This window comes from Burkholderia sp. HI2714 (genome assembly GCF_002223085.1).
Lineage (GTDB): Bacteria > Pseudomonadota > Gammaproteobacteria > Burkholderiales > Burkholderiaceae > Burkholderia > Burkholderia lata_D.
The window spans coordinates 25894-51864 of record NZ_NKFM01000024.1 but is presented as its reverse complement, the minus strand read 5'-3'; the positions used below and the strand labels follow the sequence as shown (position 1 = coordinate 51864).

Sequence of the window (25971 nt, the reverse complement as noted above, 5' to 3'; positions counted from 1 at the left end):
CTGTAAGTAGGGGTGTGTCAGGCAGTGGCCTTGGCCTTGCGCGACGTGGTCTCCGTCGGTGCGGTGCGCATCACCGTCCAGTAGACGATCTTCAGTTCGCCTTCCATCGTTTCGACGAGTGCGGACAGGCTTTCGACCCAGTCGCCGTCGTTGCAGTACAGCACGCCGTCGATGTCGCGGATCTCCGCCTTGTGGATGTGGCCGCACACGACGCCGTCGCAACCGCGGCGGCGCGCCTCGTCGGTCATCACGGTCTCGAACTGGGAGATGAAGTTGACGGCGTTCTTGACCTGGTGCTTCAGGTACTGCGACAGCGACCAGTACTGGAAGCCGAGCCGGCTGCGGATCCGGTTGAACCAGCGGTTCAGCACGAGGATCAGCGTGTAGAGCGTGTCGCCGAGGTACGCGAGCCATTTCGCGTGCTGGATCACGCCGTCGAACAGGTCGCCGTGCACGATCCACAAACGTTTGCCCGCGAGCGTCGTGTGGAACGCCTCGCCGCGCACCTGGATGTCGCCGAACGCGAGATCGCAGAACTGCCGCGCGCCTTCGTCGTGGTTGCCGGGGATGTAGACGACCTGCGTCCCCTTGCGTGCCTTGCGCAGGATCTTCTGCACGACGTCGTTGTGCGCCTGCGGCCAGTACCATCCCTTCTTCAGCTGCCAGCCGTCGATGATGTCGCCGACGAGGTACAGGTACTCCGAATCGTTGTGGCGCAGGAAGTCGAGCAGGTACGGCGCCTGGCAACCGCTCGAGCCGAGGTGGATGTCGGACAGCCAGATGGTGCGGTAGCGGTGGGCCGACGAGTCGGGGTCGTCATGCTGCGTGGCGTGCCCGACAGGCGGGTCTTGCGACACCAGCCCGTCGGTTGCGGCAGAACCGGACAGGAAAGTTGTGGCGGCGCGGGCGCCGATGGGGTGACGGAACAGGGAGGTCGCGGACGTTTTCTGGCCCATGCATGACTCGCGCCGGTTGACATTACCGGCATTCCGCCATGCGGGCGTGACTGTGCCATGACAGTCACGAGACGTTCTTATTACGACCGCTGCAGGGTGTTTAGCAGTGAATGATGGGGCGTTGCGTAATGTGCCGTACGGAACGGCCGACCATTGTCCGGCAGGGCTGTCGGGCCGGGCGGGAGTCGCCTCGGCGCGGTGCTTTCGTCTGGTGAATGCGGCGCGTCAGCGCGGTATCGCGACGACGCGCGTGCGGGCGATCCGGTCGTGCGGAAACTGGCGCTCGGCGTGCAGTCGCGCGGCGCCGGCCCATGCGGCGATCCAAGCGGCGGTGAGCGCGAGCGTGACGGGTACCGACAGGCCGAGGAGCGGATGCAGCGCGAGCGGCGGCAGGAACCACAGCCAGCCGAGCGCATAGCGGACGAGCGCGTGGCCCGTGCTCAGCGGCCGGCCGCTCGACGATTCGAGCCGCAGCCGCCACGTCTTCATCGGCAGCGTCTGGCCGCCGTGCGTCCAGAACCAGACGAAGTACGCGCCGACCACGAGCGCGATCCAGGCGGCGAGCAGGTTGTGATGGACGAGGCCGTTGCGTTGCTGCGTCGCGAGGCTGAACGCGAGCCCGGCGAAGAACACGACGCCGAACAGCAGCACGCCTTCGTAGAGCAGCGCGGCGAGACGCCGCCGCACGGACGGCGCGGCGGCCGGGGTTTCAGGTGCGTGGGCGTTCGCCACGGGCGCTCAGGAGCCCTTGAACAGCGAGGGCGCGTCGGCGGGCGACACCGGCGCCACGGCAGCCGGCGCGGAAGCGGTGCCGGCCGTCGACGATGCGGGCACCGGCGGCGCGACGGCGGCCGAGACGGGCGCCGGTGCGGTGGCGGGGCCGCTTGCCGGGTGTTCGTGCGAATTGACGAGGCGGCGCACGTCTCGGTCGGCGACGGTCGGCGGCGCACTGACGACGCTCGGCCGGCGGCGGCGCTCGGCGGCCGCGAGACGTTCCTTCTGCTCTTCGGGGAGTTGCTGGTATGCCTTCCACGCACGCTCGCGCGCCTGCGCGGAAAGCTCCTTCGCACTCTGGTAGTTCTCGCGCGCGACGCGGCGCTGTTCGGGCGTCATCTTGGCCCACTCGGTCATCCGGTCCTGCAGGCGCTTCTGGTCATCGGGCGTCAACTTCGCGAAACGCGATGCGATCTTCAGCCATTTACGCTTGCGGGCGTCGCTGAAGCCGTCCCATTGGTCGGCGAACGGCGCGAGTGCCGCGTGCTGTGCCGGCGTGAGGCGCGCCCACGACAACGGGCCGGTAGCGGCCGGCAGCGGCAGGGGCAGGGGCAGCGGGGGAAGTTCGGTGGTCAGCCCGGTCGCGACCGATGCGGGCGCGGCAGGGCTGCTGACCGCGGCGGTGGTCGTCGCGGGGGCCGGGTGGAATCGTGGATAAGTGGCGACGTAGGAAACGGCGATCGCGATTACGCATCCGAAAAATACGGCCAGGCCGCGCTTCTGACTCACCCGTGCGATCCCCTCGTTATTGTCTGTTAGTGAGCGCGCGACAGATACGCGTTGAACCCGTGATCGAGATACGCGTTGAGCGGCAGGTCGTCGCTGAGCATCGCCGCGTCGATGTCGGCGAGTTCGGCCGTGCGCTGCATGTCTTCCCAGTAGGCGATGCCGACGAGCCCGGCGAGCAGCAGGGCCAGCGGCCACGCGCGCAGCAGGCGGCGCGCGAACGACGCCTGCGGGCGGCTCGCGGGCGCCGTGCCGTACGCACCGGCCGCGCCGGCGAAGGCCGGCACGAACACCGGCACGGTCGCGGCTTCGGGCTTCTTGCGCGCGAGCGCAGCCCGGCGGGCGACGGCCAGACGGTCGGTGGTCGCGGCTGGCAGGTCGGCCGCGCGCTCGTCCAGCGCGCGGCGCACCTTCAACGCGAATTCGTGTTCTCGATTTGCGGGAGCGGAGCTCATAGCGTGATTCCTTTGGCCTTGAGCGCGTGCGCCAGCGTGTGGGTGGCCCGCGAGCAGTGCGTCTTCACGCTGCCCTCGGAGCACCCCATTGCGGCGGCAGTCTCGGCGACATCCATATCTTCCCAATAACGCATCAGGAACGCTTCCCGTTGACGCGCCGGAAGTTTCTGGATTTCTTCGTCGATCAGGGCCAGAACCTGCTCTCGTTCGAGGCGGTGCTCGCTGCTCTCGACGCCCGCGTTGTCGTCCGCGGATTCGAGTGTTTCGAGCGGGTCGAAGTCGTCGTCGTCGCTGTTGTTCAGCGACGAGAAGAGCGTGACCCACGTGTTGCGGACTTTCTGCCGGCGGAACCAGTCGTGGATCGCGTTCTGCAGGATCCGCTGAAAAAGCAGCGGCAGCTCGGCCGCCGGCCGGTCGCCGTACTTCTCGGCAAGCTTGATCATCGCGTCCTGCACGATGTCGAGCGATGCATCGTCGTCACGCACGGCGTACGCAGCCTGCTTGAACGCGCGCCTTTCGACGCCCGCCAGAAAGTCGGCGAGTTCCTTGTCTGATGCCATTCCGTGAAGGTATGCGCTGCGGGCCGCTGCGTGGTGTAAAAGGTCGAAAAATTTCGTAAAACCCGCGGATGCTATCAAATTTTTGCGCCGCTTGGCACCGGGTTGGCCGCCGCACGTTGCGCGCGAGCCGCGGCGGCGGGGTGCCGGGCGGCGCCCATGATGCGCTGCGGGATATTTTGCTTGACGACCCAATCGCGACCCGCTATCGTCAATGATTCGCAACATGAAGTGATGGTCTCATTTGAGGCTGGCCCAAGAAGCCTGCCCTTCAAACTGGACGCGCCGCTTGAACCCGAGCCACAAGCCCGGCAGAGAGCACCCGATCAATTTTTTGCCGAAAATTCGAAAGGTCAAAATGAACATGCCCAGCGCGGAATTCTCCACGTCGGAACCCCTTTCCCCTCCCGATAGCGACTCCATCGGCGGTACCGTGCTCATGAAGGCACTGGCCGATGAAAACGTCGAATTCATCTGGGGCTACCCCGGCGGCTCGGTACTCTACATCTACGACGAGCTTTACAAGCAGGACAAGATTCAGCACGTGCTGGTGCGCCACGAACAGGCGGCCGTGCACGCAGCCGATGCGTATGCGCGTTCCACCGGCAATGTCGGCGTCTGTCTCGTGACGTCGGGCCCCGGTGTCACCAACGCGGTGACCGGCATCGCCACGGCGTACATGGATTCGATCCCGATGGTCGTGATCAGCGGCCAGGTGCCCACGGCCGCGATCGGCCAGGATGCCTTCCAGGAGTGCGACACCGTCGGCATCACGCGTCCGTGCGTGAAGCACAACTTCCTCGTGAAGGACGTGCGCGACCTCGCGGAAACCGTCAAGAAGGCGTTCTATATCGCCCGCACCGGCCGTCCGGGCCCGGTGCTGATCGACATCCCGAAGGACATCTCGAAGACGCCGTGCGAATACGAGCCCGTCAAGAGCGTGTCGCTGCGTTCGTACAACCCGGTCACGAAGGGCCATTCGGGCCAGATCCGCAAGGCCGTGTCGCTGCTGCTGACGGCCAAGCGCCCGTACATCTACACGGGTGGCGGCATCATCCTCGCCGACGCGTCGCGCGAACTGAACCAGTTCGCGGACCTGCTCGGCTACCCTGTCACGAACACGCTGATGGGCCTGGGCGGCTATCGCGCGTCGGACAAGAAATTCCTCGGCATGCTCGGCATGCACGGCACCTACGAAGCGAACATGGCGATGCAGCACTGCGACGTCCTGATCGCGATCGGTGCCCGCTTCGACGACCGCGTGATCGGCGATCCGGCGCACTTCGCGTCGCGTCCGCGCAAGATCATCCACATCGACATCGACCCGTCGTCGATCTCGAAGCGTGTGAAGGTCGACATCCCGATCGTCGGCGACGTGAAGGAAGTGCTGAAGGAGCTGATCGAGCAGCTGCAGACGGCCGAGCATGGCCCCGACACCGAGGCGCTCGCGCAATGGTGGAAGGACATCGAGGGCTGGCGCTCGAAGGACTGCCTGAAATACGACCGCGAAAGCGAGATCATCAAGCCGCAGTACGTGGTGGAGAAGGCGTGGGAGCTGACGGACGGCAATGCGTTCGTGTGCTCGGACGTCGGCCAGCACCAGATGTGGGCGGCGCAGTTCTACCGTTTCAACAAGCCGCGTCGCTGGATCAACTCCGGCGGCCTCGGCACGATGGGCTTCGGCCTGCCGGCAGCGATGGGCGTCAAGATGGCGCACCCGGACGACGACGTGCTGTGCATCACGGGCGAAGGCTCGATCCAGATGTGCATCCAGGAACTGTCGACCTGCCTGCAGTACGACACGCCCGTGAAGATCATTTCGCTGAACAACCGCTATCTCGGCATGGTTCGCCAGTGGCAGCAGATCGAATACAGCAAGCGCTATTCGCATTCGTACATGGATGCGCTGCCTGATTTCGTGAAGCTCGCCGAAGCGTACGGCCATGTCGGCATGCGGATCGAAAAGACCTCGGATGTGGAGCCGGCGCTGAAGGAAGCGCTGCGCCTGAAGGACCGCACCGTGTTTCTCGACTTCCAGACCGATCCGACCGAAAACGTCTGGCCGATGGTACAGGCCGGCAAGGGCATCACCGAGATGCTGCTCGGATCGGAAGATCTGTAACGGCGCGACGCGCGCCTGAGCCCGATGCGGCCGCCTTCACGAAGGGCGGCGCGGCACCCGGCAGCGCGCGGCGCGAGTGAATCGACACGGACACATTCTGGAAGAAGCGAACATGAGACACATCATTTCCGTCCTGCTGGAGAACGAACCGGGCGCGCTGTCGCGCGTGGTCGGTCTGTTTTCCGCACGCGGCTACAACATCGAAACCTTGACGGTGGCGCCGACCGAAGACCAATCGCTGTCGCGGCTCACCATCGTTTCCATTGGCTCCGACGACGTGATCGAACAGATCACGAAGCATCTGAACCGCCTGATCGAGGTGGTGAAAGTGGTGGACCTGACCGACGGTGCACACATCGAACGCGAGCTGATGCTGATCAAGGTCCGTGCAGTGGGCAAGGAGCGCGAAGAAATGAAGCGGATGGCGGACATTTTCCGCGGCCGCATCATCGACGTGACCGAAAAGACCTACACGATCGAATTGACGGGCGCGAGCGACAAGCTCGACGCATTCATCCAGGGGCTGGACGCGGGCGCGATCCTGGAGACCGTGCGCACCGGCAGCTCCGGCATCGGACGCGGCGAGCGCATCCTGAAGGTGTGATGCCAGACAGGCACGCCGGGTGCGCCGTCATGTCCCGGCCCGCAGTACTCCATCCGAACGAATTGTTGAATTTTTGAATTAGCGAAGGAACCATCATGAACGTTTTCTACGACAAAGACGCTGACCTCTCCCTCATCAAGGGCAAGCAAGTCACGATCATCGGCTACGGCTCGCAAGGCCATGCACACGCGCTGAACCTGAAGGACAGCGGCGTGAACGTGACGGTCGGCCTGCGCAAGGGCGGCGCGTCGTGGAGCAAGGCCGAAAACGCAGGCCTGTCGGTCAAGGAAGTCGCGGAAGCGGTGAAGAGCGCCGACGTCGTGATGATGCTGCTGCCGGACGAGCAGATCGCCGACGTGTACGCGAAGGAAGTCCACGCGAACATCAAGCAGGGCGCAGCGCTGGCATTCGCGCACGGCTTCAACGTCCACTACGGTGCGGTGATCCCGCGCGCCGACCTCGACGTGATCATGATCGCGCCGAAGGCACCGGGCCACACGGTTCGCGGCACGTACTCGCAAGGTGGCGGCGTGCCGCACCTGATCGCAGTTGCGCAGAACAAGTCGGGCGCGGCACGCGACATCGCGCTGTCGTACGCGGCAGCGAACGGCGGCGGCCGTGCAGGCATCATCGAAACCAACTTCCGTGAAGAAACCGAAACCGACCTGTTCGGCGAGCAGGCCGTGCTGTGCGGCGGTACCGTCGAGCTGATCAAGGCCGGCTTCGAGACGCTGGTCGAGGCAGGTTACGCGCCGGAAATGGCGTACTTCGAGTGCCTGCACGAACTGAAGCTGATCGTCGACCTGATCTACGAAGGCGGCATCGCGAACATGAACTACTCGATCTCGAACAACGCCGAGTACGGCGAGTACGTGACGGGCCCGCGCATCGTCACGGAAGAGACGAAGAAGGCGATGAAGCAGTGCCTGACCGACATCCAGACGGGCGAGTACGCGAAGAGCTTCATTCTCGAGAACAAGGCAGGCGCGCCGACGCTGCAGTCGCGCCGCCGCCTGACGGCCGAGCACCAGATCGAGCAAGTCGGCTCGAAGCTGCGCGCGATGATGCCATGGATCGCGAAGAACAAGCTCGTCGACCAGTCGAAGAACTAAGCACCGCGTGCTGTTCCGGCCCCTCGAATAGAGGGCCGGTACCAAAAAGCCGCCCGAAGGCAGCAGTGCCCCGGGCGGCTTTTGCTATCCTACGGGCTTTGCAATTCACCGAACACAGAACGAATCCATGAACTATCCTCATCCGATCATCGCGCGCGAAGGCTGGCCGTTCATCGCGATTGCAGCCGTCATCGCGCTGTTGATCCATGCTGTCGGGGGCTTCGGCTTCGCGTGGCCGTTCTGGCTGCTGCTCGTCTTCGTCGTCCAGTTCTTCCGCGACCCGCAGCGTCCGATCCCGGCGCAGCCGAACGCCGTGCTGTGCCCGGCGGACGGCCGCATCGTCGCGGTCGAGACCACGCAGGACCCGTACGCGAACCGCGAAGCGCTGAAGATCAGCGTGTTCATGAATGTCTTCAACGTCCATTCGCAGCGTTCGCCGGTCGATGGCGCGATCTCCAAGGTCGAGTACTTCCCGGGTGCGTTCCTGAACGCGGCGATCGACAAGGCGTCGACCGAGAACGAGCGTAATGCGGTGGTGATCCAGACGGCGAGCGGCAAGACCGTGACCGCCGTGCAGATCGCCGGCCTCGTCGCACGCCGGATCCTCTGCTACGTGCGCGCGGGCGAACCGCTGTCGCGCGGCCAGCGCTACGGTTTCATCCGCTTCGGTTCGCGCGTCGACGTGTACCTGCCGCTCGGCAGCCGCGCGAAGGTGTCGATCGGCGAGAAGGTCTACGCGTCGTCGACGATCCTCGCCGAGCTCGAACAGTAAGCGGCGGGGCGCACGATGGCCGCATTCAAACCGCGTCGGCCGCGCAACGGCGCCGGCCAGACGCCACGCCCGTTCCGCCGCAACAAGGTGATGGCACAGGATCCGGTGCCTATCGAGAGCCGCCGCGCCGCGCGCCAGCGGTTCCTGAAGACGCGCGGCATCTACCTGCTGCCGAACGCGTTCACGACTGCCGCGCTGTTCTGCGGCTTCTTCGCGGTCGTGCAGGCGATGAACGTGCGCTTCGAGATCGCCGCGATCGCGATTTTCGTCGCGATGGTGCTCGACGGGATGGACGGGCGCGTGGCACGCATGACGCATACGCAGAGCGCGTTCGGCGAGCAGTTCGACAGCCTGTCGGACATGGTGTCGTTCGGCGTCGCGCCCGCGCTCGTGATGTACGAGTGGGTGCTGAAGGATCTCGGCCGCTGGGGCTGGCTCGCCGCGTTCGTGTACTGCTCGGGCGCCGCGCTGCGCCTCGCGCGCTTCAATACGAACATCGGCGTCGTCGACAAGCGATTCTTCCAGGGGCTGCCGAGCCCGGCCGCCGCCGCGCTGATCGCGGGCTTCGTGTGGCTCGCCACCGACAACCGCGTGCCGTTGAAGCTCGGCTGGCTGCCGTGGGTCGCGTTCGTGCTGACGATCTACGCGGGCGTGACGATGGTGTCGAACGCGCCGTTCTACAGCGGCAAGGCGCTCGACGTGCGGCACCGCGTGCCGTTCGCGGCGATCCTGCTGGTCGTCGTCGCGTTCGTGCTCGTCTCGTCCGATCCACCGCTGATGCTGTTCTGCCTGTTCGTGCTGTACGGGCTGTCCGGCTACGTGTTCTGGGGCTACATGGCCATCCGCGGGCGCGCGAATCCGGCGCGCTCGTCGCAGCGCGATCACTGACGCACGCGCATTCTGTGCCCGGAAACGGCGGCCTCGGGGCGCCGTTTTCATTTGTCCCCGGTTCGGCCCGTGCGGCCGGAAACCCGGGGTGCCGTCCGATTGCGCACCCAACGGAATGCCGCTATAGTCTTCGGCATGACTGCATTTTCCCGCCTCTCCCTCCTTCTAGCCGGTGCGCCGCTACGCGCGCTAGCTTTGGCGCGCCTGCCGCGCTGACCGTTCTCGCCCCCCGTCAAGCCTCGTCTGTTGTTGAGCGTCGCCAGCGGTGGCGCGATCTCGTTACGTTTGACTTCCGTATAAAGAGCCCTGGAGCCCCCCATGACAGACAAGCTGATCATTTTCGATACGACGTTGCGTGACGGCGAACAATCGCCCGGTGCGTCGATGACGAAGGAAGAGAAAATCCGCATCGCGAAGCACCTCGAGCGGATGAAGGTCGACGTGATCGAGGCCGGCTTCGCGGCCAGCTCGAACGGCGATTTCGACGCGATCCACACGATCGCCGGTCTCATCAAGGACAGCACGATCTGCTCGCTGGCGCGCGCCAACGACAAGGACATCCAGCGTGCGGCCGACGCGCTGAAGCCGGCCGAGAGCTTCCGGATCCACACGTTCATCGCGACGTCGCCGCTGCACATGGAGAAGAAGCTGCGGATGACGCCCGACCAGGTGTTCGAGCAGGCCCGCCTCGCCGTGCGCTTCGCACGCAAGTTCACCGACAACGTCGAATTCTCGCCGGAAGACGGCAGCCGCTCCGACATGGATTTCCTGTGCCGCGTGCTGGAAGCCGTGATCGCCGAAGGCGCGACGACGATCAACATCGCCGACACGGTCGGCTATGGCGTGCCGGAGCTGTACGGCAACCTCGTGAAGACGCTGCGCGAACGCATTCCGAACTCGGACAAGGCGATCTTCTCGGTGCACTGCCACAACGACCTCGGGATGGCCGTTGCGAACTCGCTCGCCGGCGTGAAGATCGGCGGCGCACGTCAGATCGAGTGCACGATCAACGGTCTCGGCGAGCGCGCGGGCAATACGTCGCTCGAAGAAATCGTGATGGCCGTGAAGACGCGCAAGGACTACTTCGGCCTCGACGTCGGCATCGACACGACGCAGATCGTGCCGACGTCGAAGCTCGTGTCGCAGATCACCGGCTTCGTCGTGCAGCCGAACAAGGCGGTGGTCGGCGCGAACGCGTTCGCGCACGCGTCGGGCATTCACCAGGACGGCGTGCTGAAGGCGCGCGACACCTACGAGATCATGCGCGCGGAAGACGTGGGCTGGACCGCGAACAAGATCGTGCTCGGCAAGCTGTCGGGCCGTAACGCGTTCAAGCAGCGCTTGCAGGAGCTCGGCGTGGCGCTCGACAGCGAGAGCGAACTCAATGCCGCGTTCATGCGCTTCAAGGATCTGGCCGACCGCAAGGCCGAGATCTTCGACGAAGACATCATCGCGATCGTGTCCGAGGAATCGGCGCTCGCGCACGAGCAGGAGCACTTCAAGTTCGTGTCGCTGTCGCAGCACTCGGAAACGGGCGAGCAGCCGCACGCGAAGGTCGTGTTCGGGGTCGAGGGCAAGGAAGTGACCGGCGAGGCACGCGGCAACGGTCCGGTCGATGCGACGTTCAATGCGATCGAGAGCGAAGTCGGCAGCGGTTCCGAGCTGCTGCTGTACTCGGTGAACGCGATCACGACCGGCACGCAGGCGCAGGGCGAAGTGACCGTCCGTCTGTCGAAGAGCGGGCGGATCGTCAACGGGGTCGGCACCGATCCGGACATCGTCGCCGCATCCGCGAAGGCGTACATCTCCGCACTGAACAAGCTGCATTCGAAGGACGACAAGGTCAATCCGCAGCGTTCATAAGCGCAGCGCGCTGCGCATCACCGAAACGCCCCGTGCGGCCCTGCGCCGCTGATCTGCACCCCAAAAGTTGGATTTTTGATCCGACCTTTGGGGCGTTTTTCATTCACCTACTCATCCACCGCTCATTCGGCGGCCGGCGCACGGAACAGCCAGCGACGCGCGGCCGTGCGCTGCGCCGGGCTGCGCCGCCGGAACTCGACCGCGATGCCGCGTCGCGGCGCATCGGCGACGAACGCGTCGAGCAGTTCGAGCACGTCGTGATCGATGTAGTCGGCGCGCGTCGCGTCGATGATCACCGCGGCCCGGTCGGGAATGTGCCGCAGGTGATGCTTGACCTGCACCTTGCCGAGAAACGACACGTCCTTGCGGAACGACAGCAGGAAGTGGTCGTCGTGCTGCGCGAGCGTGACGGGACTCTTCAGGTTTGCGACGGCGACCGCCAGCACGCTGCAGGCAAGGCCGAGCGCGATGCCGAACAGCAGGTCGACCGCGAGCACGCCGGCAATCGTCGCGGCGAACGGCACGAATGCGGCCGGCCCCTGTTTCATCACCGAGCGGAACAGCGCCGGTTTCGCGAGCTTGAAGCCGGTGTGGATCAGGATCGCGGCCAGGCTCGCGAGCGGGATCAGGTTGATCAGGCCGGTGAGCGCGAACACGCTCGCGAGCAGCAGCATCCCGTGCACGATCGCCGACATCCGGCTTTGCGCGCCTGCATTGACGTTCACCGAACTGCGCACGATCACCGACGTGATCGGCAGCCCGCCGACCGCGCCGGCGACGAGGTTGCCGACGCCCTGGGCCTTGAGCTCGCGGTCGGGCTGGGTCGGGCGGCGCTTCGGGTCGATCTGCTCGACGGCTTCGAGGCTCAGCAGCGTCTCGAGGCTTGCGACGACCGCAAGCGTGATCGCGACGCGCCACACGTCCGGATTGACCAGCTGCGCGAAGTTCGGGCCGAGCTCCGCATGCTTGAGCGACGCCGCGAAGGCCGCGAACGATCCGAGTTCGGGCAGCGTCACGCGATGGGCGGCGCCCGGCGCAACGGACGGCGCGACGACGCTCAGCACGAGCGTGGCGCCGATCCCCAGCACGACCACCGCAAGCGGGGCCGGCACCGAGCGCACCAGCGCGAAGCGGCGTAGCGCGGGCGTATCCCATGCGACCAGCAGCGCCAGCGAGGCGAGCGCGATGGCCGTCGCGGCCCACGCGACCGGCAGGCCCGGCCAATTCGCGAACGATTGCGCGGCCGAGCCGCCGATACCGAAGGCGAACGGAATCTGCTTCACGATCAGCAGGAGGCCGATCGCGGCGAGCATGCCCTTGATGACGGGCGACGGCACATAGGCGGCGAAACGGCCGGCGCGCAGCATGCCGAACCCGAACTGCAGTACGCCGGACAGCAGCACCGCGAGCAGGAACGCGGAGAAGCTGCCGAGTTGCGCGATGCCTTCGACGACGATCACGACGAGGCCGGCGGCCGGCCCGCTGACGGACAGCGACGAGCCGCTCAGCAACGCGACGACGATGCCGCCGACGATGCCCGACACGAGCCCGGCGAATGGCTCGACGCCGGATGCATTGGCGATGCCGAGACACAGCGGCAGCGCGACGAGGAACACGACGACGCCGGCGACGATGTCGCGCGGCAGGGTGGACAGGCGCTCGTTCAGTTTCATGGTTGGGGCGATTTCATTGGCTTGGGGCGGGTAGGTCAGCCGAGCGCACCGGCCGTCGCGGCCTGCACGGGTTCGACGTCGACGGACGGGGTGGTGTAGCCGGAATCGAGTTCCTGCAGGCGGCCGTCGGCGAGCGAAAAGATCCAGCCGTGCACGAGCGGCGGCCGTTCGCGGCCCTGCACGATCGGGGACGCGCGCAGCAGCCGCACCTGTTCGAGCACGTTGAGTTCGGCGAGGCGGTCGGCGGCGGCGGTGTCGTCGAGCCCGTCCAGCGCGTCGCGGTGGCGCCGCGCGAGCGCGCACAGCGGCGCGATGCGACGGGCGACGTGCGGCAGGTCGGACGGCGGCGGCAGCAGCGACGCGCGTACGCCGCCGCATCCGTAGTGCCCGCACACGATCACGTGGTCGACCTGCAGCACGCGCACCGCGTACTCGAGGACGCTGGCGGAATTGTCGTCGTCGGGATGGAACAGGTTCGCGATGTTGCGATGGACGAACAACTCGCCGGGCGCGCAGTGCGTGATGGTCTCGGCCGGCACGCGGCTGTCGGCGCAGCCGATCCACAGCACGCGCGGATTCTGGCCGCGCGCGAGCGCGTCGAAGAAGCCGGGCGTGTATTCACGCGTTTCGCGGGCCCAGGCGATGTTGGCAACCAGCATGCTCTTGGGGCGATTCATGAGGACTCCTTTGTGATAAAGGCAAACGAATATCGGCAAAAATGTCGCAATGGCATTCTTTCTAAATTGAAAGGTTGGTTTTCGACTGATATTAGGGGTATGCCCTAGCACTTCGGGGGTACTGAAACAAATTGTTTCAAATTGATTTGGCATAGTGCATTGCGTGCACCAGTTCGCCGCATGACATGCACTGCGCATGCCTGTTTCCGCGCAAAGGCCCGTATGACGGGGATGTCAGCGAGTTGCCATCGGAATGTCACTGATCGGAAAAGATTTCCGTCGCATTTTCCGAATTAATCAGAAAGCGGAAAAAAGGAAATGGCCATTCACGCACTGTATTCGTGAATGGCCATGCTGAATATTGCGCGTAAATGCGTAATCGGTCAGAACAGGTTGCGGCGGTCGGGGTCGTGCAGCGGGTCGGGCGTTTTCTGCGTGATGCGCAGGATGCCCTGCGGATCGAAGTAGAAGCTGTACATCATGTACCAGACGTTGTCCTCGAGATACCGGTAGGTCCACACCTCGCGCTTCATCAGCGGGAAATAGGACGTCTCGACGGGGCGTCCGAAGTTCACGAGGACATCGGTCTTCGTCCACTTGCCGATCTCTGCGCGATAGAACTCGTTCGGCTGCAGGACCTGGCGCACGTTGACGATCTTGTGGGCCGCGTCGACGTCGGCCGCGATGGTGATTTCGCCCATCGGCTGGGTCGGCCACATCAGGCGCTTGCCGCCGCCGGGCAGGTCGTAGATCTCGCGCGGCGGGCCCATGCGTGCGACGATCGCCGACTCGTCCTGGCCGGCCTGGTATTGCTGCCACGGTTGCGCGCAACCGGCCAGCAGCGCGGCGGCGCTGGCGACCAGCACCGGCAGGCGCGCGGAAATGCGAATGCGCATGGGGGTTCTCCAGAACACGGAAACAAGTCTCGTTTTATCACGGACGGCATGCGACCGCGCATCGCGCGGAAAAAATCGGTGCGGATCGCCGGGCGCGTCGCGCTTGCGGGCGGCGGGGGCGCCGGCCTATGATCCGCGCTTCTCAGGCAGATTGAAGGGCAGGTGGCCGATGCAGGGGTGGAAGCGGTGCGCGCTCGCGCTGAGCGCGGGGTGGATGCTGGTGTCGTCCGCGTTTGCCGGCGGCGAGCCGGTGCGGATCGCGCTGATCGAAGGGATGTCGGGCCCGTTCGCGAATGCGGGCGCGGCGGTCGAGCGCAACCTGCGCTTCGGCGTCGAGCAGGTCAACGCGGCGGGTGGCGTGAAGCTGCGCGACGGTGCGCATCCGCTCGAACTCGTCGTGCTCGACAGCAAGGGCAGCCCCGAGGAGGCGCTTGTGCAGTTGCGTGCGGCCGCGGACCGTCATATCGGGTTCGTCACGCAGGGCAACAGCTCGGCCGTCGCGGCCGCGCTCGTCGCGGCGCTCGACAAGCTGAACGCGCGCGATCCGGACAACCGGATGCTGTTCCTTAACTATTCGGCCGACGATCCGGCGCTGACCGGCGCGCGCTGCAGTTTCTGGCATTTCCGCTTCGATGCGCACGCGGGCATGCGGATGGCCGCGCTTGCGGACGTGATGGCGCGCGACCGCGCGCTCCACAAGGTCTACCTGCTGAACCAGGACTACAGCTTCGGCCGCGACGTCAGCACGCTCGCCCGGCAGGCACTGGCCGCGCGGCGCCCGGACGTGACGATCGCCGGCGATGAATTCCACCCGATCGGCCGGATCAAGGACTTCTCGCCGTACATCGCGAAGATCCGTGCGAGCGGCGCCGACGCCGTCGTGACCGGCAATTGGGGCAACGACCTCACGCTGCTCGTGAAGGCGGCGCGCGAGCAGGGGCTGAATGCGAAGTTCTATACCTTCTACGGCAACAGCCTCGGCGCGCCGGCGGCGCTCGGCGATGCCGGGGTCGGACGGGTCGTGGCCGTGGCGGACTGGCACCCGAACGCGGGCGGTGCGAAATCGGATGCGTTCTACCGCGCGTTCCGGAGCCGTTTTCCGGCCGCCCAGGACGACTATCCGGTGCGGCGGATGAGCCTGATGATCGAGATGCTGGCCGCCGCGATGAATCGCGCGGGGTCGGCCGACCCCGTCGCGGTCGCGCGCGCGCTCGAGGGCCTGTCGTTCGACGATGGCTTCCACGCATCGAAGATGCGCGCGCAGGATCACCAGCTGATCCAGCCCCTTTACGTGATGGAGATGGACAAGGCCGGCACGCCGGGCGTGCGCTTCGACAACGAGGGTTCGGGCTATGGCTTCCGGACCGTGCTCGCGGTGCCGGTGCCGCGCACGGAGATGCCGTCCACCTGCTCGATGACGCGCCCGTGACAGGAGGCGGTAAGAACGGCGTGGAGTTGTGCTACAATGCGCGCCGGTTGTAAGTCACGGCACGGCCATTCTTCCGTGTCCGCCTGTTCAGTTAGAAAGGAAATCACATGTCTGTTGCAGATATCAAGAAGTCGGAAGTTGTTGCTCAGTTCGCCCGCGGTACCAACGACACGGGGTCGCCCGAAGTTCAGGTCGCACTGCTGACCGCACGTATCGTCGAACTGACGGGTCACTTCAAGACCCACGCGAAGGATCACCACAGCCGCCGCGGCCTGCTGCGCATGGTGAGCCGCCGCCGCAAGCTGCTCGACTACCTCAAGGGCAAGGATGCCGACCGTTACCGCGCACTGATCGAGAAGCTGGGTCTGCGTAAGTAATCGAGGCGATTGCCGCCAGCAAGATGCCTGTGTCAGTGCGCTGATACAGGCATTTTGTTTTTGCGCGGTGCGTAGCGTCACGCGCACCGCAGGCTGTCCGGCACGGTTGTGCGGGACTGCCGCAACGACTGATACCGGGGCAGGATTTGTGTCATTCCAGCGCGTCGCTGTACGAGCGCCGCGCTGGAATGGCATAAAAAACACACCTTGCTCCGGGTGATTCGGTCGGGACGCCGCCGCGCGGGATGGCCGGCGCGGCGAATGAAATGCATGAATTCAAAGGAGCAACCATGTCCATGTTCAACAAGGTCGTGAAGGAATTCCAGTGGGGCCAGCACAAGGTGCGCCTCGAAACCGGTGAAGTCGCTCGCCAGGCAAGCGGCGCCGTGATCGTCGACGTCGAAGACACCGTCGTGCTGGCAACCGTCGTCGGCGCGAAGTCGGCGAAGCCGGGTCAGGATTTCTTCCCGCTGACCGTCGACTACCTCGAGAAGACCTACTCGGCCGGCAAGATCCCGGGCGGCTTCTTCCGTCGCGAAGGCCGTCCGTCGGAACACGAGACGCTGACGTCGCGCCTGATCGACCGTCCGCTGCGCCCGCTGTTCCCGGAAGGCTTCTACAACGAAGTCCAGGTCGTGATCCACGTGCTGTCCGTGAACCCGGAAATCCCGGCGGACATCCCCGCGCTGATCGGCGCATCGGCTGCGCTCGCCGTGTCGGGCCTGCCGTTCAACGGCCCGGTCGGTGCCGCACGCGTGGCCTACATCGACAACGCGTACGTGCTGAACCCGACGCGTGACCAGATCAAGGCGTCGAGCCTCGACCTCGTCGTCGCGGGTACGGAACGTGCCGTGCTGATGGTCGAATCGGAAGCCGACCAGCTGTCGGAAGAAGTGATGCTGGGCGCCGTGGTGTTCGGCCACGAGCAAATGCAGGTCGCGATCGACGCGATCCACGAACTGGTCCGCGAAGGCGGCAAGCCCGAGTGGGACTGGCAGCCGGCGCCGAAGAACGAAGCGCTGATCGCGCGCGTGACCGAGCTGGCACAGAACGACCTGCTCGCTGCTTACCAGCTCCGCGACAAGCAGGCACGCTCGACGAAGCTGAAGGAAGTCTACGCGGCAACCTCGGCGAAGCTCGAGGAAGATGCGCTGGCAGCAGGTACGGTCGCAGCCGACAAGGCAACGGTCGGCAACGTGCTGTTCGACATCGAGGCGAAGATCGTCCGTTCGCAGATCCTGAACGGCGAGCCGCGCATCGACGGTCGCGACACGCGCACCGTGCGCCCGATCGAAATCCGCACCGGCGTGCTGCCGCGTACCCACGGCTCGGCGCTGTTCACGCGCGGCGAGACGCAGGCGCTGGTCGTCGCGACGCTCGGCACGAAGGGTGACGAGCAGATCATCGACGCGCTCGAAGGCGAGTACCGCGAGCGCTTCATGCTCCACTACAACATGCCCCCGTTCGCGACCGGCGAAACGGGCCGCGTCGGCTCGCCGAAGCGCCGCGAAATCGGCCACGGCCGCCTCGCGAAGCGTGCACTGGTCAAGTGCCTGCCGAGCGCCGACGAATTCGGCTACTCGATCCGCGTCGTGTCGGAAATCACCGAATCGAACGGTTCGTCGTCGATGGCATCGGTGTGCGGCGGCTGCCTCGCGCTGATGGACGCCGGCGTGCCGATGAAGGCGCACGTCGCGGGTATCGCGATGGGCCTGATCCTCGAAGGCAACAAGTTCGCGGTGCTGACCGACATCCTCGGCGACGAAGATCACCTCGGCGACATGGACTTCAAGGTGGCCGGCACGGAGCAAGGCGTGACGGCACTGCAGATGGACATCAAGATCCAGGGCATCACGAAGGAAATCATGCAGGTCGCGCTCGCGCAGGCGAAGGAAGGCCGTATGCACATCCTCGGCAAGATGACGTCGGCGGTTTCGGGTGCGAACACGCAACTGTCGGAATTCGCGCCGCGCATGATCACGATCAAGATCAACCCGGAAAAGATCCGCGACGTGATCGGCAAGGGCGGTTCGGTGATCCGCGCGCTGACGGAAGAAACCGGCACGACCATCGACATCTCCGACGACGGCGTCGTGACGATCGCGAGCACGAACAGCGACGGCATGGCCGAAGCGAAGAAGCGCATCGAGCAGATCACGGCCGAGATCGAAGTCGGCCAGGTGTACGAAGGCACGGTTCTGAAGCTGCTCGATTTCGGCGCGATCGTGAACCTGCTGCCGGGCAAGGATGGCCTGCTGCACATCTCGGAAATCGTCAACGAGCGTGTGAAGGACATCAACGACTACCTGAAGGAAGGCCAGCAAGTGAAGGTCAAGGTCATCCAGACGGACGAAAAGGGTCGCGTACGTCTGTCGGCAAAGGCGCTGCTGAACGAAGCAGCGGCGGCGTCGCAGTCGGACACGCCGCCGCAGCAATAAGCGGATAGGCGGACCAACGGCCGGCAGTGCGAAAGCGTGCCGGCCGTTTTTTCTGTAGCATCGTTGTGCGGCGCAGCAGCGCCGGCCAGGCGCCCGTGCCGCGTGCGGGCGCGCCATCCGATTCCGATCCTGGAGCGACCCTCACCATGAAAGCCATCGAAATCACCGAGTTCGGCGCCTCCGACGTGCTGAAGCTTGCGGAGCGTCCGCGCCCCGAACCGAAGCGCGGCGAAGTGCTGATCAAGGTGGCGGCTTCCGGCGTGAACCGGCCCGACGTGTTCCAGCGCAAGGGTGCGTATGCGCCGCCGCCGGGTGCGTCGGATTTGCCGGGCCTCGAGGTCGCGGGCGAGATCGTCGGCGGCGACCTGTCGGACGCCGCTCAGAACCCGTTCGGCCTGAAGCTCGGCGATCGCGTGTGTGCGCTGCTCGCGGGCGGCGGCTATGCGGAATATGCGGTCGCGCCGCTGCTGCAATGCCTGCCGGTGCCCGACGGGCTCACCGATATCGAGGCCGCGTCGCTGCCCGAGACGTTTTTCACGGTGTGGAGCAACGTGTTCGACCGCGCGCAGCTCGGCGCGGGCGAGGGCGGCGAGCAGGAAACGCTGCTCGTGCAGGGCGGCTCGAGCGGCATCGGCGTGACGGCGATCCAGATCGCGCATGCGCTCGGCTTTCGCGTGTTCGCGACGGCCGGTACTGCCGACAAGTGCCGCGCATGCGAGGCGCTCGGCGCGGAGCGTGCGATCAACTACAAGACGGAAGACTTCGTCGAGGTCGTGAAGTCGCTGACGCACGATCGCGGCGTCGACGTGATCCTCGACATGGTGGCCGGCTCGTACGTGCCGCGCGAACTGTCCGCGCTCGCGGATGGGGGCCGCCTCGTGCTGATCGCGCTGCTCGGCGGCGCGAAGGCCGACGTCAACCTGGGCGAGATCCTGCGTCGCCGGCTGACCATCACGGGTTCGACGCTGCGCCCGCGTCCGGTCGAGCTCAAGGCGCAGATCGCCGCGCAGCTGAAGGCGCGCGTGTGGCCGCTGCTTGCCGACGGCCGCATCAAGCCGGTGATCTATCGCGTATTGCCGGCGGCGGACGCCGCGCAGGCCCATGCGCTGATGGAAAGCAGCGAGCACACCGGCAAGATCGTGCTCGATTGGGGTACGAACGCCTGACGGCCCGTATGGCCGGGCTTGACATGCGCGGTTTGACCGGTTCAAGCCGCGCGCAGTAAAATCGCCGGTTTGCTTCGCCAGATCAAACCTGACGGCCGGTTTCCGGCGCGTTAATGACCAAGCGGTGACGAGACAGACACGATGTCGAAACAGAGAACTAAGCGTGTGATCGGCAACTGGAAGATGCACGGCCGGCTGGCCGGCAACCAGGCGTTGCTGAACGAAGTGGTGCAGGGCGCGGGCGCGGTGGCGGCCGAAACGTCGGTCGGCGTGTGCGTGCCGTTCCCGTATCTCGCGCAGGTTCAGGCGCAGCTCGACGGCGGCCGTGTCGCCTGGGGTGCGCAGGACGTGTCGGCGCACGAGCAGGGCGCGTTCACCGGTGAAGTGGCTGCTGCGATGGTCGCGGAGTTCGGCGCACGCTATGCGATCGTCGGTCACTCGGAGCGCCGCGCGTATCACGGCGAACGCAACGAGACGGTCGCGGCGAAGACGCAACGCGCGCTCGCAGCGGGGCTCACGCCTGTCGTGTGCGTCGGCGAGACGCTCGACGAGCGCGAGTCGGGCGCGACCGAGCAGGTGGTCGGTGCGCAGCTCGATGCGGTGCTGGCCGTGCTGACGGCCGACGAGGCCGCGCGGATCGTCGTCGCATACGAGCCGGTCTGGGCGATCGGCACGGGCAAGAGCGCGACGTCGGCGCAGGCACAGGACGTGCACGCGTTCCTGCGAGCGCGTCTCGCGGCAAAGGGTGCGGCGGACGTGTCCGTGCTGTACGGCGGCAGCGTGAAGCCGGACAACGCGGAAGAGCTGTTTGCGCAGCCGGACATCGACGGTGGCCTGATCGGCGGCGCGTCGCTGAAGGCGGAAGATTTCCTGGCGATCTGCCGGGCCGCGCGCTGAGCGGTCCGAGATCGAATTGAACCATGACGGCGGCCGGTCGGTCCGGTCGCCTGATCCATTCGGGTGGGTGTGATGCTGTTATTCAAGACGCTGATTATTGTGGTGCAGGTGCTGTCTGCACTTGGTGTGATTGGTCTCGTGCTGTTGCAGCACGGCAAGGGCGCCGACATGGGCGCTGCATTCGGCAGCGGCGCGTCGGGCAGCCTGTTCGGTGCAACGGGCTCGGCGAACTTCCTGTCGCGTACGACGGGCATTCTCGCGACGATCTTCTTCGTCGCTACGCTCGCGCTGACGTATCTCGGCTCGTACAAGTCGACGCCGTCGGCAGGCGTGCTGGGTGGGGTTGCGACCGCACCGGCATCGGCAGCTGCAGCATCGGCGCCGGCTGTCGCGGCATCCGCTGCCGCTGGTTCGGCTGCAAGCGCGCCGGGCCAGGATGTCCCGAAATAAAAAGTTCAAATTTTTGCGTTTGTGCGTTGAACAATTCTGGAAGTCAGGTTAGAATTTAATTCTTGAAGCGATTCGCGGGAAACAAGTAGTTACAACCCCGGTTGCATGCAGTGCCGACGTGGTGAAATTGGTAGACACGCTATCTTGAGGGGGTAGTGGCGAAAGCTGTGCGAGTTCGAGTCTCGCCGTCGGCACCAAAGTTACTCAATGCCAGCCGCTTCTAGTGGCTGGCATTTTTCATTTCTGGGGTGTGCTTGCGGTTGTCTTGCGATTGCACGCACTCCGAAATGATTCCTTCCGCCGGAAGTGGTATTCTCCGGACGCTCAGAACCAACCGATAGAGGATTGCCTTGAACCTCGCAGCCTATTACCCCGTCTTGTTGTTCCTCCTCGTGGGCACTGGTTTAGGTATAGCGCTGGTCAGCATCGGCAAGCTCCTTGGTCCCAACAAGCCGGACGTCGAGAAGAACGCACCGTACGAGTGCGGCTTCGAAGCCTTTGAAGACGCCCGGATGAAATTCGACGTCCGGTACTACCTCGTCGCCATCCTGTTCATCATCTTCGATCTCGAAACCGCATTCCTGTTTCCGTGGGGCGTCGCGCTCCGGGACATCGGCTGGCCGGGTTTCATCGCAATGATGATTTTTCTGCTCGAATTCCTGCTGGGCTTTGCCTATATCTGGAAGAAAGGCGGCCTCGACTGGGAGTGATGGGTTAATCGCCGGTTTGCATGGGCGGCCACGCTCGGTCGCTCGTCTGGAGTGGAAAGCAAATGAGTATCGAAGGGGTCTTGAAGGAAGGGTTTGTCACCACGACGGCTGACAAGCTGATCAACTGGACGCGTACCGGCTCGCTGTGGCCGATGACGTTCGGGCTCGCGTGTTGCGCCGTCGAAATGATGCATGCGGGCGCGGCCCGTTACGACCTGGACCGGTTCGGCGTCGTGTTTCGCCCGAGCCCGCGCCAGTCGGACGTGATGATCGTCGCCGGCACGCTCTGCAACAAGATGGCGCCCGCGCTGCGTCGCGTGTACGACCAGATGGCCGAGCCGCGCTGGGTGATCTCGATGGGATCGTGCGCGAACGGCGGTGGCTACTACCACTACTCGTACTCGGTGGTCCGCGGCTGCGACCGGATCGTGCCGGTCGACGTCTATGTGCCGGGCTGTCCGCCCACGGCCGAGGCGCTGGTCTATGGCGTGATCCAGCTTCAGGCGAAGATCCGCCGTACCAATACCATCGCCCGTCAATAAAGCCCCGAGCGTCCCCTCAATATGGCAAGCAAAATCGAGACCCTCAAGGCAAACCTCGAAGCCGCGCTCGGCGCGCGCGTGGTGAGCCTCACCGAAGCGATCGGTGAACTGACGCTCGTCGTGAAGGCGAGCGATTACCTCGAAGTCGCAAAGATGCTGCGCGACGATCCGAAGCTCCGTTTCGAGCAACTGATCGACCTGTGCGGCGTCGACTACCAGACCTTCGGTGACGGTGCCTACGACGGCCCGCGCTTCGCGGCCGTGTCGCACCTGCTGTCGGTCACGAACAACTGGCGCCTGCGCCTGCGCGTATTCGCGCCGGACGACGACCTGCCGATCGTGGCGTCGCTGGTCGACATCTGGACCTCCGCGAACTGGTATGAGCGCGAAGCGTTCGACCTGTACGGCATCGTGTTCGAAGGCCACCCCGACCTGCGCCGCATCCTCACCGACTACGGCTTCATCGGCCACCCGTTCCGCAAGGACTTCCCGGTGTCGGGCTATGTCGAAATGCGTTACGACCCGGAAGAAAAGCGGGTCGTGTACCAGCCGGTGACGATCGAGCCGCGCGAAATCACGCCGCGCGTGATCCGCGAGGATCGCTATGGCGGTCTGAAACATTAAGGGGGCGTCATGGCAGAAATCAAGAACTACACGCTCAACTTCGGCCCGCAGCACCCGGCAGCGCACGGCGTGCTGCGCCTCGTGCTCGAGCTCGACGGCGAAGTCATCCAGCGTGCCGATCCGCACATCGGCCTGCTGCACCGCGCGACGGAAAAACTCGCGGAATCCAAAACGTTCATCCAGTCCGTGCCTTACATGGACCGTCTCGACTACGTGTCGATGATGGTCAACGAGCACGGCTACGTGCTCGCGATCGAAAAGCTGCTCGGCATCGACGTGCCGGAGCGCGCGCAGTACATCCGCGTGCTGTTCGACGAAATCACGCGCGTGCTGAACCACCTGATGTGGATCGGCGCGCACGCGCTCGACGTCGGCGCGATGGCCGTGTTCCTGTACGCGTTCCGCGAGCGTGAAGACCTGATGGACGTGTACGAAGCGGTGTCCGGCGCCCGGATGCACGCGGCGTACTACCGTCCGGGCGGCGTCTATCGCGATCTGCCTGACGCAATGCCGCAATACAAGGCGTCGAAGATTCGCAACGAGAAGGCGCTCGCGAAGATGAACGAAGCGCGCAGCGGCTCGGTGCTCGACTTCATCGACGACTTCTTCACGCGCTTCCCGAAGTGCGTCGACGAATACGAAACGCTGCTCACCGACAACCGGATCTGGAAACAGCGTCTGGTCGGGATCGGCGTGGTCAGCCCGGAGCGTGCGCTGCAGATGGGCATGACGGGCCCGATGCTGCGCGGCTCGGGCATCGCCTGGGATCTGCGCAAGAAGCAGCCCTACGAAGTGTACGATCGCCTCGATTTCGACGTGCCGGTCGGCGTGAACGGCGATTGCTACGACCGCTATCTGGTGCGCGTCGAGGAAATGCGCCAGTCGATCCGCATCGCGAAACAGTGTATTGAGTGGCTCCGCAAGAATCCGGGCCCGGTGATGACGGACAATCACAAGGTTGCCCCGCCGTCGCGCGTCGGCATGAAGACCAACATGGAAGACTTGATTCACCACTTCAAGCTCTTCACCGAAGGTTTCCATGTCCCGGAAGGCGAAGCGTACGCGGCGGTCGAGCATCCGAAGGGTGAGTTCGGCATCTACCTCGTGTCGGATGGTGCCAACAAGCCGTATCGCCTCAAGATTCGCGCACCGGGTTTCGCGCACCTGGCGTCGCTCGACGAAATGGCGCGCGGTCACATGATCGCCGACGCCGTCACGATCATCGGTACGCAGGACATCGTGTTCGGCGAAATCGATCGCTAATGGTTAGCGCCGCCCGCGCGAGCGGGCGGCGAGCAGCAAGTCACACGCGATGCGCGCTGAACCGGCGCGGCTTCGCAAGCTGTCAACAGTGAGCGCCAGGTCTGCCGTCCATGCACCCCAGTGTGCGGCAGGTTGTTCGTTCGGTAGGAATTGAAAGAGTCGTGTCTGAAAATGATCTCAGCTGAAGGCCTGAAGGAAATCGATCGAGCGTTGACGAAGTATCCCGCCGATCAGAAACAGTCCGCCGTGATGTCGGCGTTGGCCGTTGCTCAGGAAGAGCACGGCTGGCTGTCGCCCGAACTGATGCAGTTCGTCGCGGACTATCTCGGCATGCCGGCCGTTGCCGTGCAGGAAGTCGCGACGTTCTACACGATGTACGAGCTCAACCCGGTCGGCAAGCACAAGATCACGCTCTGCACGAACCTGCCGTGCCAGCTCGGCCCGGACGGTGGCGCGGAAGCGACTGCCGACTACCTGAAACAGAAGCTGGGCATCGGCTTCGGCGAGACCACGCCCGACGGCAAGTTCACGCTGAAGGAAGGCGAATGCATGGGCTCGTGCGGCGATGCGCCGGTGCTGCTGGTGAACAATCACAGAATGTGCAGCTTCATGAGCCGCGAGAAGATCGACCAGCTGCTTGAGGAGCTCTCGAAATGACGTCCCTCCACGACCGTCACATCAAACCGCTGATCCTCGCCGGTCTGAACGGCGAGAACTGGCACCTCGAAGATTACGTTGCGCGCGGCGGCTACAAGCAGCTGCGCCGCATTCTCGAAGAAAAGATTCCGCCCGAGCAGGTGATCGCCGACGTCAAGGCGTCGGGCCTGCGTGGCCGTGGCGGTGCGGGCTTCCCGACCGGCCTGAAGTGGAGCTTCATGCCGCGCCAGTTCCCGGGGCAGAAGTACCTCGTCTGCAACTCGGACGAAGGCGAGCCGGGCACGTTCAAGGATCGCGACATCCTGCGCTGGAACCCGCACGCGCTGATCGAAGGCATGGCCATCGGCGCGTACGCGATGGGCATCACCGTCGGCTACAACTACATCCACGGCGAAATCTTCGAAGTGTATCGACGCTTCGAAGCCGCGCTCGATGAAGCGCGCGCAGCCGGGTTCCTCGGCGACAACATCATGGGCTCGGAATTCTCGTTCCAGCTGCACGCGCACCACGGGTACGGCGCGTACATCTGCGGCGAAGAAACGGCGCTGCTCGAGTCGCTCGAAGGCAAGAAGGGCCAGCCGCGCTTCAAGCCGCCGTTCCCGGCGAGTTTCGGCGTGTACGGCAAGCCCACCACGATCAACAACACCGAGACGTTCGCCGCGGTGCCGTTCCTGCTGTCCATCGGGCCGCAGAATTACCTCGAGATCGGCAAGCCGAACAACGGCGGCACGAAGATTTTCTCGGTGTCGGGCGACGTCGAGCGTCCGGGCAACTACGAAGTGCCGCTCGGCACGCCGTTCGCGATGCTGATGGAGCTCGCCGGCGGGATGCGCGGCGGCAAGAAGATCAAGGCCGTGATTCCGGGCGGTTCGTCGGCGCCGGTGATCCCGGGCGACATCATGATGCAGACGGATCTCGACTACGATTCGATCGCGAAGGCGGGCTCGATGCTCGGTTCCGGCGCGGTGATCGTGATGGACGAGACGCGCTGCATGGTGCGCTCGCTGCTGCGCCTGTCGTACTTCTACTACGAGGAATCGTGCGGCCAGTGCACGCCGTGCCGTGAAGGCACCGGCTGGCTGTATCGCGTCGTGAACCGTATCGAGCACGGCGAAGGCCGCCAGGAAGATCTGGACCTGCTGAACTCGGTTGCCGAGAACATCATGGGCCGCACGATCTGCGCACTCGGCGATGCGGCGGCGATGCCGGTACGCGGGATGCTCAAGCACTACTGGGACGAATTCGCGTACCACGTCGAGCACAAGCACTGCATGGTCGGCGGCCACGCGCACGCGGCGGCAGCCTGAAGCGTACCCGGTTGCGGAATTTGAGCGCACGGTCGG

26 protein-coding genes and 1 tRNA gene are annotated in these 25971 nt (G+C 64.9%); 19 read left to right on the top strand and 8 right to left on the bottom strand.

Going from position 1 to position 25971, the window contains the following annotated elements; translation table 11 throughout:
* Positions 1 to 17 precede the first annotated feature (17 nt).
* From CFB82_RS13005 to CFB82_RS12985, 5 genes are all read right to left on the bottom strand, one after another.
* Positions 18 to 956, bottom strand: a complete 939-nt coding sequence (locus CFB82_RS13005) for a UDP-2,3-diacylglucosamine diphosphatase (protein ID WP_089484345.1) — start codon at positions 954 to 956, stop codon at positions 18 to 20.
* A gap of 225 nt (positions 957 to 1181) precedes the next feature.
* On the bottom strand, positions 1182 to 1688 hold the full coding sequence (locus CFB82_RS13000) for an RDD family protein (protein WP_089446119.1): 507 nt from the start codon (positions 1686 to 1688) through the stop codon (positions 1182 to 1184).
* Between the two features lie 6 nt (positions 1689 to 1694).
* Positions 1695 to 2459: a DUF3106 domain-containing protein gene (locus CFB82_RS12995; RefSeq protein ID WP_089484344.1), complete on the bottom strand. Its 765-nt coding sequence runs from the start codon at positions 2457 to 2459 to the stop codon at positions 1695 to 1697.
* 26 nt (positions 2460 to 2485) lie between these two features.
* A complete protein-coding gene (locus CFB82_RS12990) occupies positions 2486 to 2911 on the bottom strand; it encodes a DUF3619 family protein (RefSeq protein ID WP_039370552.1) in 426 nt (141 codons plus the stop codon).
* On the bottom strand, positions 2908 to 3471 hold the full coding sequence (locus tag CFB82_RS12985; RefSeq protein ID WP_011352714.1) for an RNA polymerase sigma factor: 564 nt from the start codon (positions 3469 to 3471) through the stop codon (positions 2908 to 2910). The genes CFB82_RS12990 and CFB82_RS12985 overlap by 4 nt, the downstream gene beginning before the upstream one ends.
* A gap of 355 nt (positions 3472 to 3826) precedes the next feature.
* Here CFB82_RS12985 and CFB82_RS12980 point away from each other — a divergent pair, with 355 nt between their 5' ends.
* The 6 genes from CFB82_RS12980 to CFB82_RS12950 all read left to right on the top strand — a co-directional run bounded on the left by CFB82_RS12980 (position 3827) and on the right by CFB82_RS12950 (position 10829).
* The gene (locus tag CFB82_RS12980; protein WP_046544741.1) at positions 3827 to 5590 is read left to right on the top strand and encodes an acetolactate synthase 3 catalytic subunit; all 1764 of its coding nucleotides are present in this window, start codon (positions 3827 to 3829) and stop codon (positions 5588 to 5590) included.
* A 112-nt stretch (positions 5591 to 5702) separates the two neighbouring features.
* Complete coding sequence (gene ilvN, locus CFB82_RS12975) at positions 5703 to 6194, top strand: acetolactate synthase small subunit (protein WP_011352712.1); 492 nt, start codon at positions 5703 to 5705, stop codon at positions 6192 to 6194.
* 95 nt (positions 6195 to 6289) lie between these two features.
* Positions 6290 to 7306, top strand: coding sequence for a ketol-acid reductoisomerase (gene ilvC, locus CFB82_RS12970; RefSeq protein ID WP_039370562.1), 1017 nt, complete (start codon positions 6290 to 6292; stop codon positions 7304 to 7306).
* 127 nt (positions 7307 to 7433) lie between these two features.
* On the top strand, positions 7434 to 8078 hold the full coding sequence (locus CFB82_RS12965; protein WP_039370565.1) for a phosphatidylserine decarboxylase: 645 nt from the start codon (positions 7434 to 7436) through the stop codon (positions 8076 to 8078).
* A gap of 15 nt (positions 8079 to 8093) precedes the next feature.
* Positions 8094 to 8966 (top strand): CDP-diacylglycerol--serine O-phosphatidyltransferase, encoded by an 873-nt coding sequence (gene pssA / locus CFB82_RS12960; RefSeq protein ID WP_089484343.1) that lies wholly within the window; start codon positions 8094 to 8096, stop codon positions 8964 to 8966.
* A 318-nt stretch (positions 8967 to 9284) separates the two neighbouring features.
* Positions 9285 to 10829: a 2-isopropylmalate synthase gene (locus tag CFB82_RS12950; protein WP_069248476.1), complete on the top strand. Its 1545-nt coding sequence runs from the start codon at positions 9285 to 9287 to the stop codon at positions 10827 to 10829.
* Positions 10830 to 10951: 122 nt separating this feature from the next.
* On the opposite strand, the gene CFB82_RS12945 is transcribed toward CFB82_RS12950, so the two are convergent.
* The 3 genes from CFB82_RS12945 to CFB82_RS12935 form a co-directional block, all read right to left on the bottom strand.
* Complete coding sequence (locus tag CFB82_RS12945) at positions 10952 to 12502, bottom strand: SulP family inorganic anion transporter (protein ID WP_089484342.1); 1551 nt, start codon at positions 12500 to 12502, stop codon at positions 10952 to 10954.
* 35 nt (positions 12503 to 12537) lie between these two features.
* Entirely contained in the window at positions 12538 to 13179 is a 642-nt protein-coding gene (locus CFB82_RS44540; RefSeq protein WP_089446115.1) for a carbonic anhydrase, read from the bottom strand.
* A 383-nt stretch (positions 13180 to 13562) separates the two neighbouring features.
* Entirely contained in the window at positions 13563 to 14075 is a 513-nt protein-coding gene (locus CFB82_RS12935; RefSeq protein ID WP_069248473.1) for a hypothetical protein, read from the bottom strand.
* A 169-nt stretch (positions 14076 to 14244) separates the two neighbouring features.
* Between CFB82_RS12935 and CFB82_RS12930 the strand changes: the two genes are divergently transcribed.
* The 13 genes from CFB82_RS12930 (at position 14245) to nuoF (ending at position 25935) form a co-directional block, all read left to right on the top strand.
* Complete coding sequence (locus CFB82_RS12930; RefSeq protein WP_089484341.1) at positions 14245 to 15504, top strand: branched-chain amino acid ABC transporter substrate-binding protein; 1260 nt, start codon at positions 14245 to 14247, stop codon at positions 15502 to 15504.
* 107 nt (positions 15505 to 15611) lie between these two features.
* Entirely contained in the window at positions 15612 to 15881 is a 270-nt protein-coding gene (gene rpsO / locus CFB82_RS12925) for a 30S ribosomal protein S15 (RefSeq protein ID WP_006398792.1), read from the top strand.
* Between the two features lie 290 nt (positions 15882 to 16171).
* Positions 16172 to 18319, top strand: coding sequence for a polyribonucleotide nucleotidyltransferase (gene pnp, locus CFB82_RS12915; protein WP_069249336.1), 2148 nt, complete (start codon positions 16172 to 16174; stop codon positions 18317 to 18319).
* Positions 18320 to 18465: 146 nt separating this feature from the next.
* Positions 18466 to 19485, top strand: a complete 1020-nt coding sequence (locus CFB82_RS12910) for an NAD(P)H-quinone oxidoreductase (protein ID WP_089484340.1) — start codon at positions 18466 to 18468, stop codon at positions 19483 to 19485.
* Positions 19486 to 19626: 141 nt separating this feature from the next.
* Entirely contained in the window at positions 19627 to 20382 is a 756-nt protein-coding gene (gene tpiA, locus CFB82_RS12905) for a triose-phosphate isomerase (RefSeq protein ID WP_034184885.1), read from the top strand.
* 72 nt (positions 20383 to 20454) lie between these two features.
* The gene (gene secG / locus CFB82_RS12900; RefSeq protein ID WP_089484339.1) at positions 20455 to 20832 is read left to right on the top strand and encodes a preprotein translocase subunit SecG; all 378 of its coding nucleotides are present in this window, start codon (positions 20455 to 20457) and stop codon (positions 20830 to 20832) included.
* Positions 20833 to 20944: 112 nt separating this feature from the next.
* Positions 20945 to 21029 (top strand) — tRNA-Leu (locus CFB82_RS12895).
* A gap of 153 nt (positions 21030 to 21182) precedes the next feature.
* Positions 21183 to 21542 carry an NADH-quinone oxidoreductase subunit A gene (locus CFB82_RS12890; RefSeq protein WP_006398798.1) on the top strand — a complete coding sequence of 120 codons (360 nt, stop codon included), beginning with the start codon at positions 21183 to 21185 and terminating at the stop codon, positions 21540 to 21542.
* 62 nt (positions 21543 to 21604) lie between these two features.
* On the top strand, positions 21605 to 22084 hold the full coding sequence (locus CFB82_RS12885) for a NuoB/complex I 20 kDa subunit family protein (RefSeq protein ID WP_006398799.1): 480 nt from the start codon (positions 21605 to 21607) through the stop codon (positions 22082 to 22084).
* A 21-nt stretch (positions 22085 to 22105) separates the two neighbouring features.
* A complete protein-coding gene (locus CFB82_RS12880) occupies positions 22106 to 22708 on the top strand; it encodes an NADH-quinone oxidoreductase subunit C (protein WP_069248468.1) in 603 nt (200 codons plus the stop codon).
* Positions 22709 to 22717: 9 nt separating this feature from the next.
* Positions 22718 to 23971: an NADH-quinone oxidoreductase subunit D gene (locus CFB82_RS12875; protein WP_089484338.1), complete on the top strand. Its 1254-nt coding sequence runs from the start codon at positions 22718 to 22720 to the stop codon at positions 23969 to 23971.
* A gap of 171 nt (positions 23972 to 24142) precedes the next feature.
* Positions 24143 to 24628 carry an NADH-quinone oxidoreductase subunit NuoE gene (gene nuoE / locus CFB82_RS12870; protein ID WP_006750460.1) on the top strand — a complete coding sequence of 162 codons (486 nt, stop codon included), beginning with the start codon at positions 24143 to 24145 and terminating at the stop codon, positions 24626 to 24628.
* The gene (gene nuoF / locus CFB82_RS12865; RefSeq protein ID WP_089484337.1) at positions 24625 to 25935 is read left to right on the top strand and encodes an NADH-quinone oxidoreductase subunit NuoF; all 1311 of its coding nucleotides are present in this window, start codon (positions 24625 to 24627) and stop codon (positions 25933 to 25935) included. The genes nuoE and nuoF overlap by 4 nt, the downstream gene beginning before the upstream one ends.
* Positions 25936 to 25971: the final 36 nt, after the last annotated feature.

What these genes read in the sequence shown, in the direction of transcription:
- CFB82_RS13005 (WP_089484345.1), bottom strand. Translation starts at nt 956, where the DNA reads ATGGGCCAGAAAACGTCCGCGACCTCCCTGTTCCGTCACCCCATCGGC.
- CFB82_RS12990 (WP_039370552.1), bottom strand. Translation starts at nt 2,911, where the DNA reads ATGAGCTCCGCTCCCGCAAATCGAGAACACGAATTCGCGTTGAAGGTG.
- CFB82_RS12985 (WP_011352714.1), bottom strand. Translation starts at nt 3,471, where the DNA reads ATGGCATCAGACAAGGAACTCGCCGACTTTCTGGCGGGCGTCGAAAGG.
- CFB82_RS12980 (WP_046544741.1), top strand. Translation starts at nt 3,827, where the DNA reads ATGAACATGCCCAGCGCGGAATTCTCCACGTCGGAACCCCTTTCCCCT.
- ilvN (WP_011352712.1), top strand. Translation starts at nt 5,703, where the DNA reads ATGAGACACATCATTTCCGTCCTGCTGGAGAACGAACCGGGCGCGCTG.
- ilvC (WP_039370562.1), top strand. Translation starts at nt 6,290, where the DNA reads ATGAACGTTTTCTACGACAAAGACGCTGACCTCTCCCTCATCAAGGGC.
- CFB82_RS12965 (WP_039370565.1), top strand. Translation starts at nt 7,434, where the DNA reads ATGAACTATCCTCATCCGATCATCGCGCGCGAAGGCTGGCCGTTCATC.
- pssA (WP_089484343.1), top strand. Translation starts at nt 8,094, where the DNA reads ATGGCCGCATTCAAACCGCGTCGGCCGCGCAACGGCGCCGGCCAGACG.
- CFB82_RS12950 (WP_069248476.1), top strand. Translation starts at nt 9,285, where the DNA reads ATGACAGACAAGCTGATCATTTTCGATACGACGTTGCGTGACGGCGAA.
- CFB82_RS12945 (WP_089484342.1), bottom strand. Translation starts at nt 12,502, where the DNA reads ATGAAACTGAACGAGCGCCTGTCCACCCTGCCGCGCGACATCGTCGCC.
- CFB82_RS44540 (WP_089446115.1), bottom strand. Translation starts at nt 13,179, where the DNA reads ATGAATCGCCCCAAGAGCATGCTGGTTGCCAACATCGCCTGGGCCCGC.
- CFB82_RS12935 (WP_069248473.1), bottom strand. Translation starts at nt 14,075, where the DNA reads ATGCGCATTCGCATTTCCGCGCGCCTGCCGGTGCTGGTCGCCAGCGCC.
- CFB82_RS12930 (WP_089484341.1), top strand. Translation starts at nt 14,245, where the DNA reads ATGCAGGGGTGGAAGCGGTGCGCGCTCGCGCTGAGCGCGGGGTGGATG.
- rpsO (WP_006398792.1), top strand. Translation starts at nt 15,612, where the DNA reads ATGTCTGTTGCAGATATCAAGAAGTCGGAAGTTGTTGCTCAGTTCGCC.
- pnp (WP_069249336.1), top strand. Translation starts at nt 16,172, where the DNA reads ATGTCCATGTTCAACAAGGTCGTGAAGGAATTCCAGTGGGGCCAGCAC.
- CFB82_RS12910 (WP_089484340.1), top strand. Translation starts at nt 18,466, where the DNA reads ATGAAAGCCATCGAAATCACCGAGTTCGGCGCCTCCGACGTGCTGAAG.
- tpiA (WP_034184885.1), top strand. Translation starts at nt 19,627, where the DNA reads ATGTCGAAACAGAGAACTAAGCGTGTGATCGGCAACTGGAAGATGCAC.
- secG (WP_089484339.1), top strand. Translation starts at nt 20,455, where the DNA reads ATGCTGTTATTCAAGACGCTGATTATTGTGGTGCAGGTGCTGTCTGCA.
- CFB82_RS12885 (WP_006398799.1), top strand. Translation starts at nt 21,605, where the DNA reads ATGAGTATCGAAGGGGTCTTGAAGGAAGGGTTTGTCACCACGACGGCT.
- CFB82_RS12880 (WP_069248468.1), top strand. Translation starts at nt 22,106, where the DNA reads ATGGCAAGCAAAATCGAGACCCTCAAGGCAAACCTCGAAGCCGCGCTC.
- CFB82_RS12875 (WP_089484338.1), top strand. Translation starts at nt 22,718, where the DNA reads ATGGCAGAAATCAAGAACTACACGCTCAACTTCGGCCCGCAGCACCCG.
- nuoE (WP_006750460.1), top strand. Translation starts at nt 24,143, where the DNA reads ATGATCTCAGCTGAAGGCCTGAAGGAAATCGATCGAGCGTTGACGAAG.
- nuoF (WP_089484337.1), top strand. Translation starts at nt 24,625, where the DNA reads ATGACGTCCCTCCACGACCGTCACATCAAACCGCTGATCCTCGCCGGT.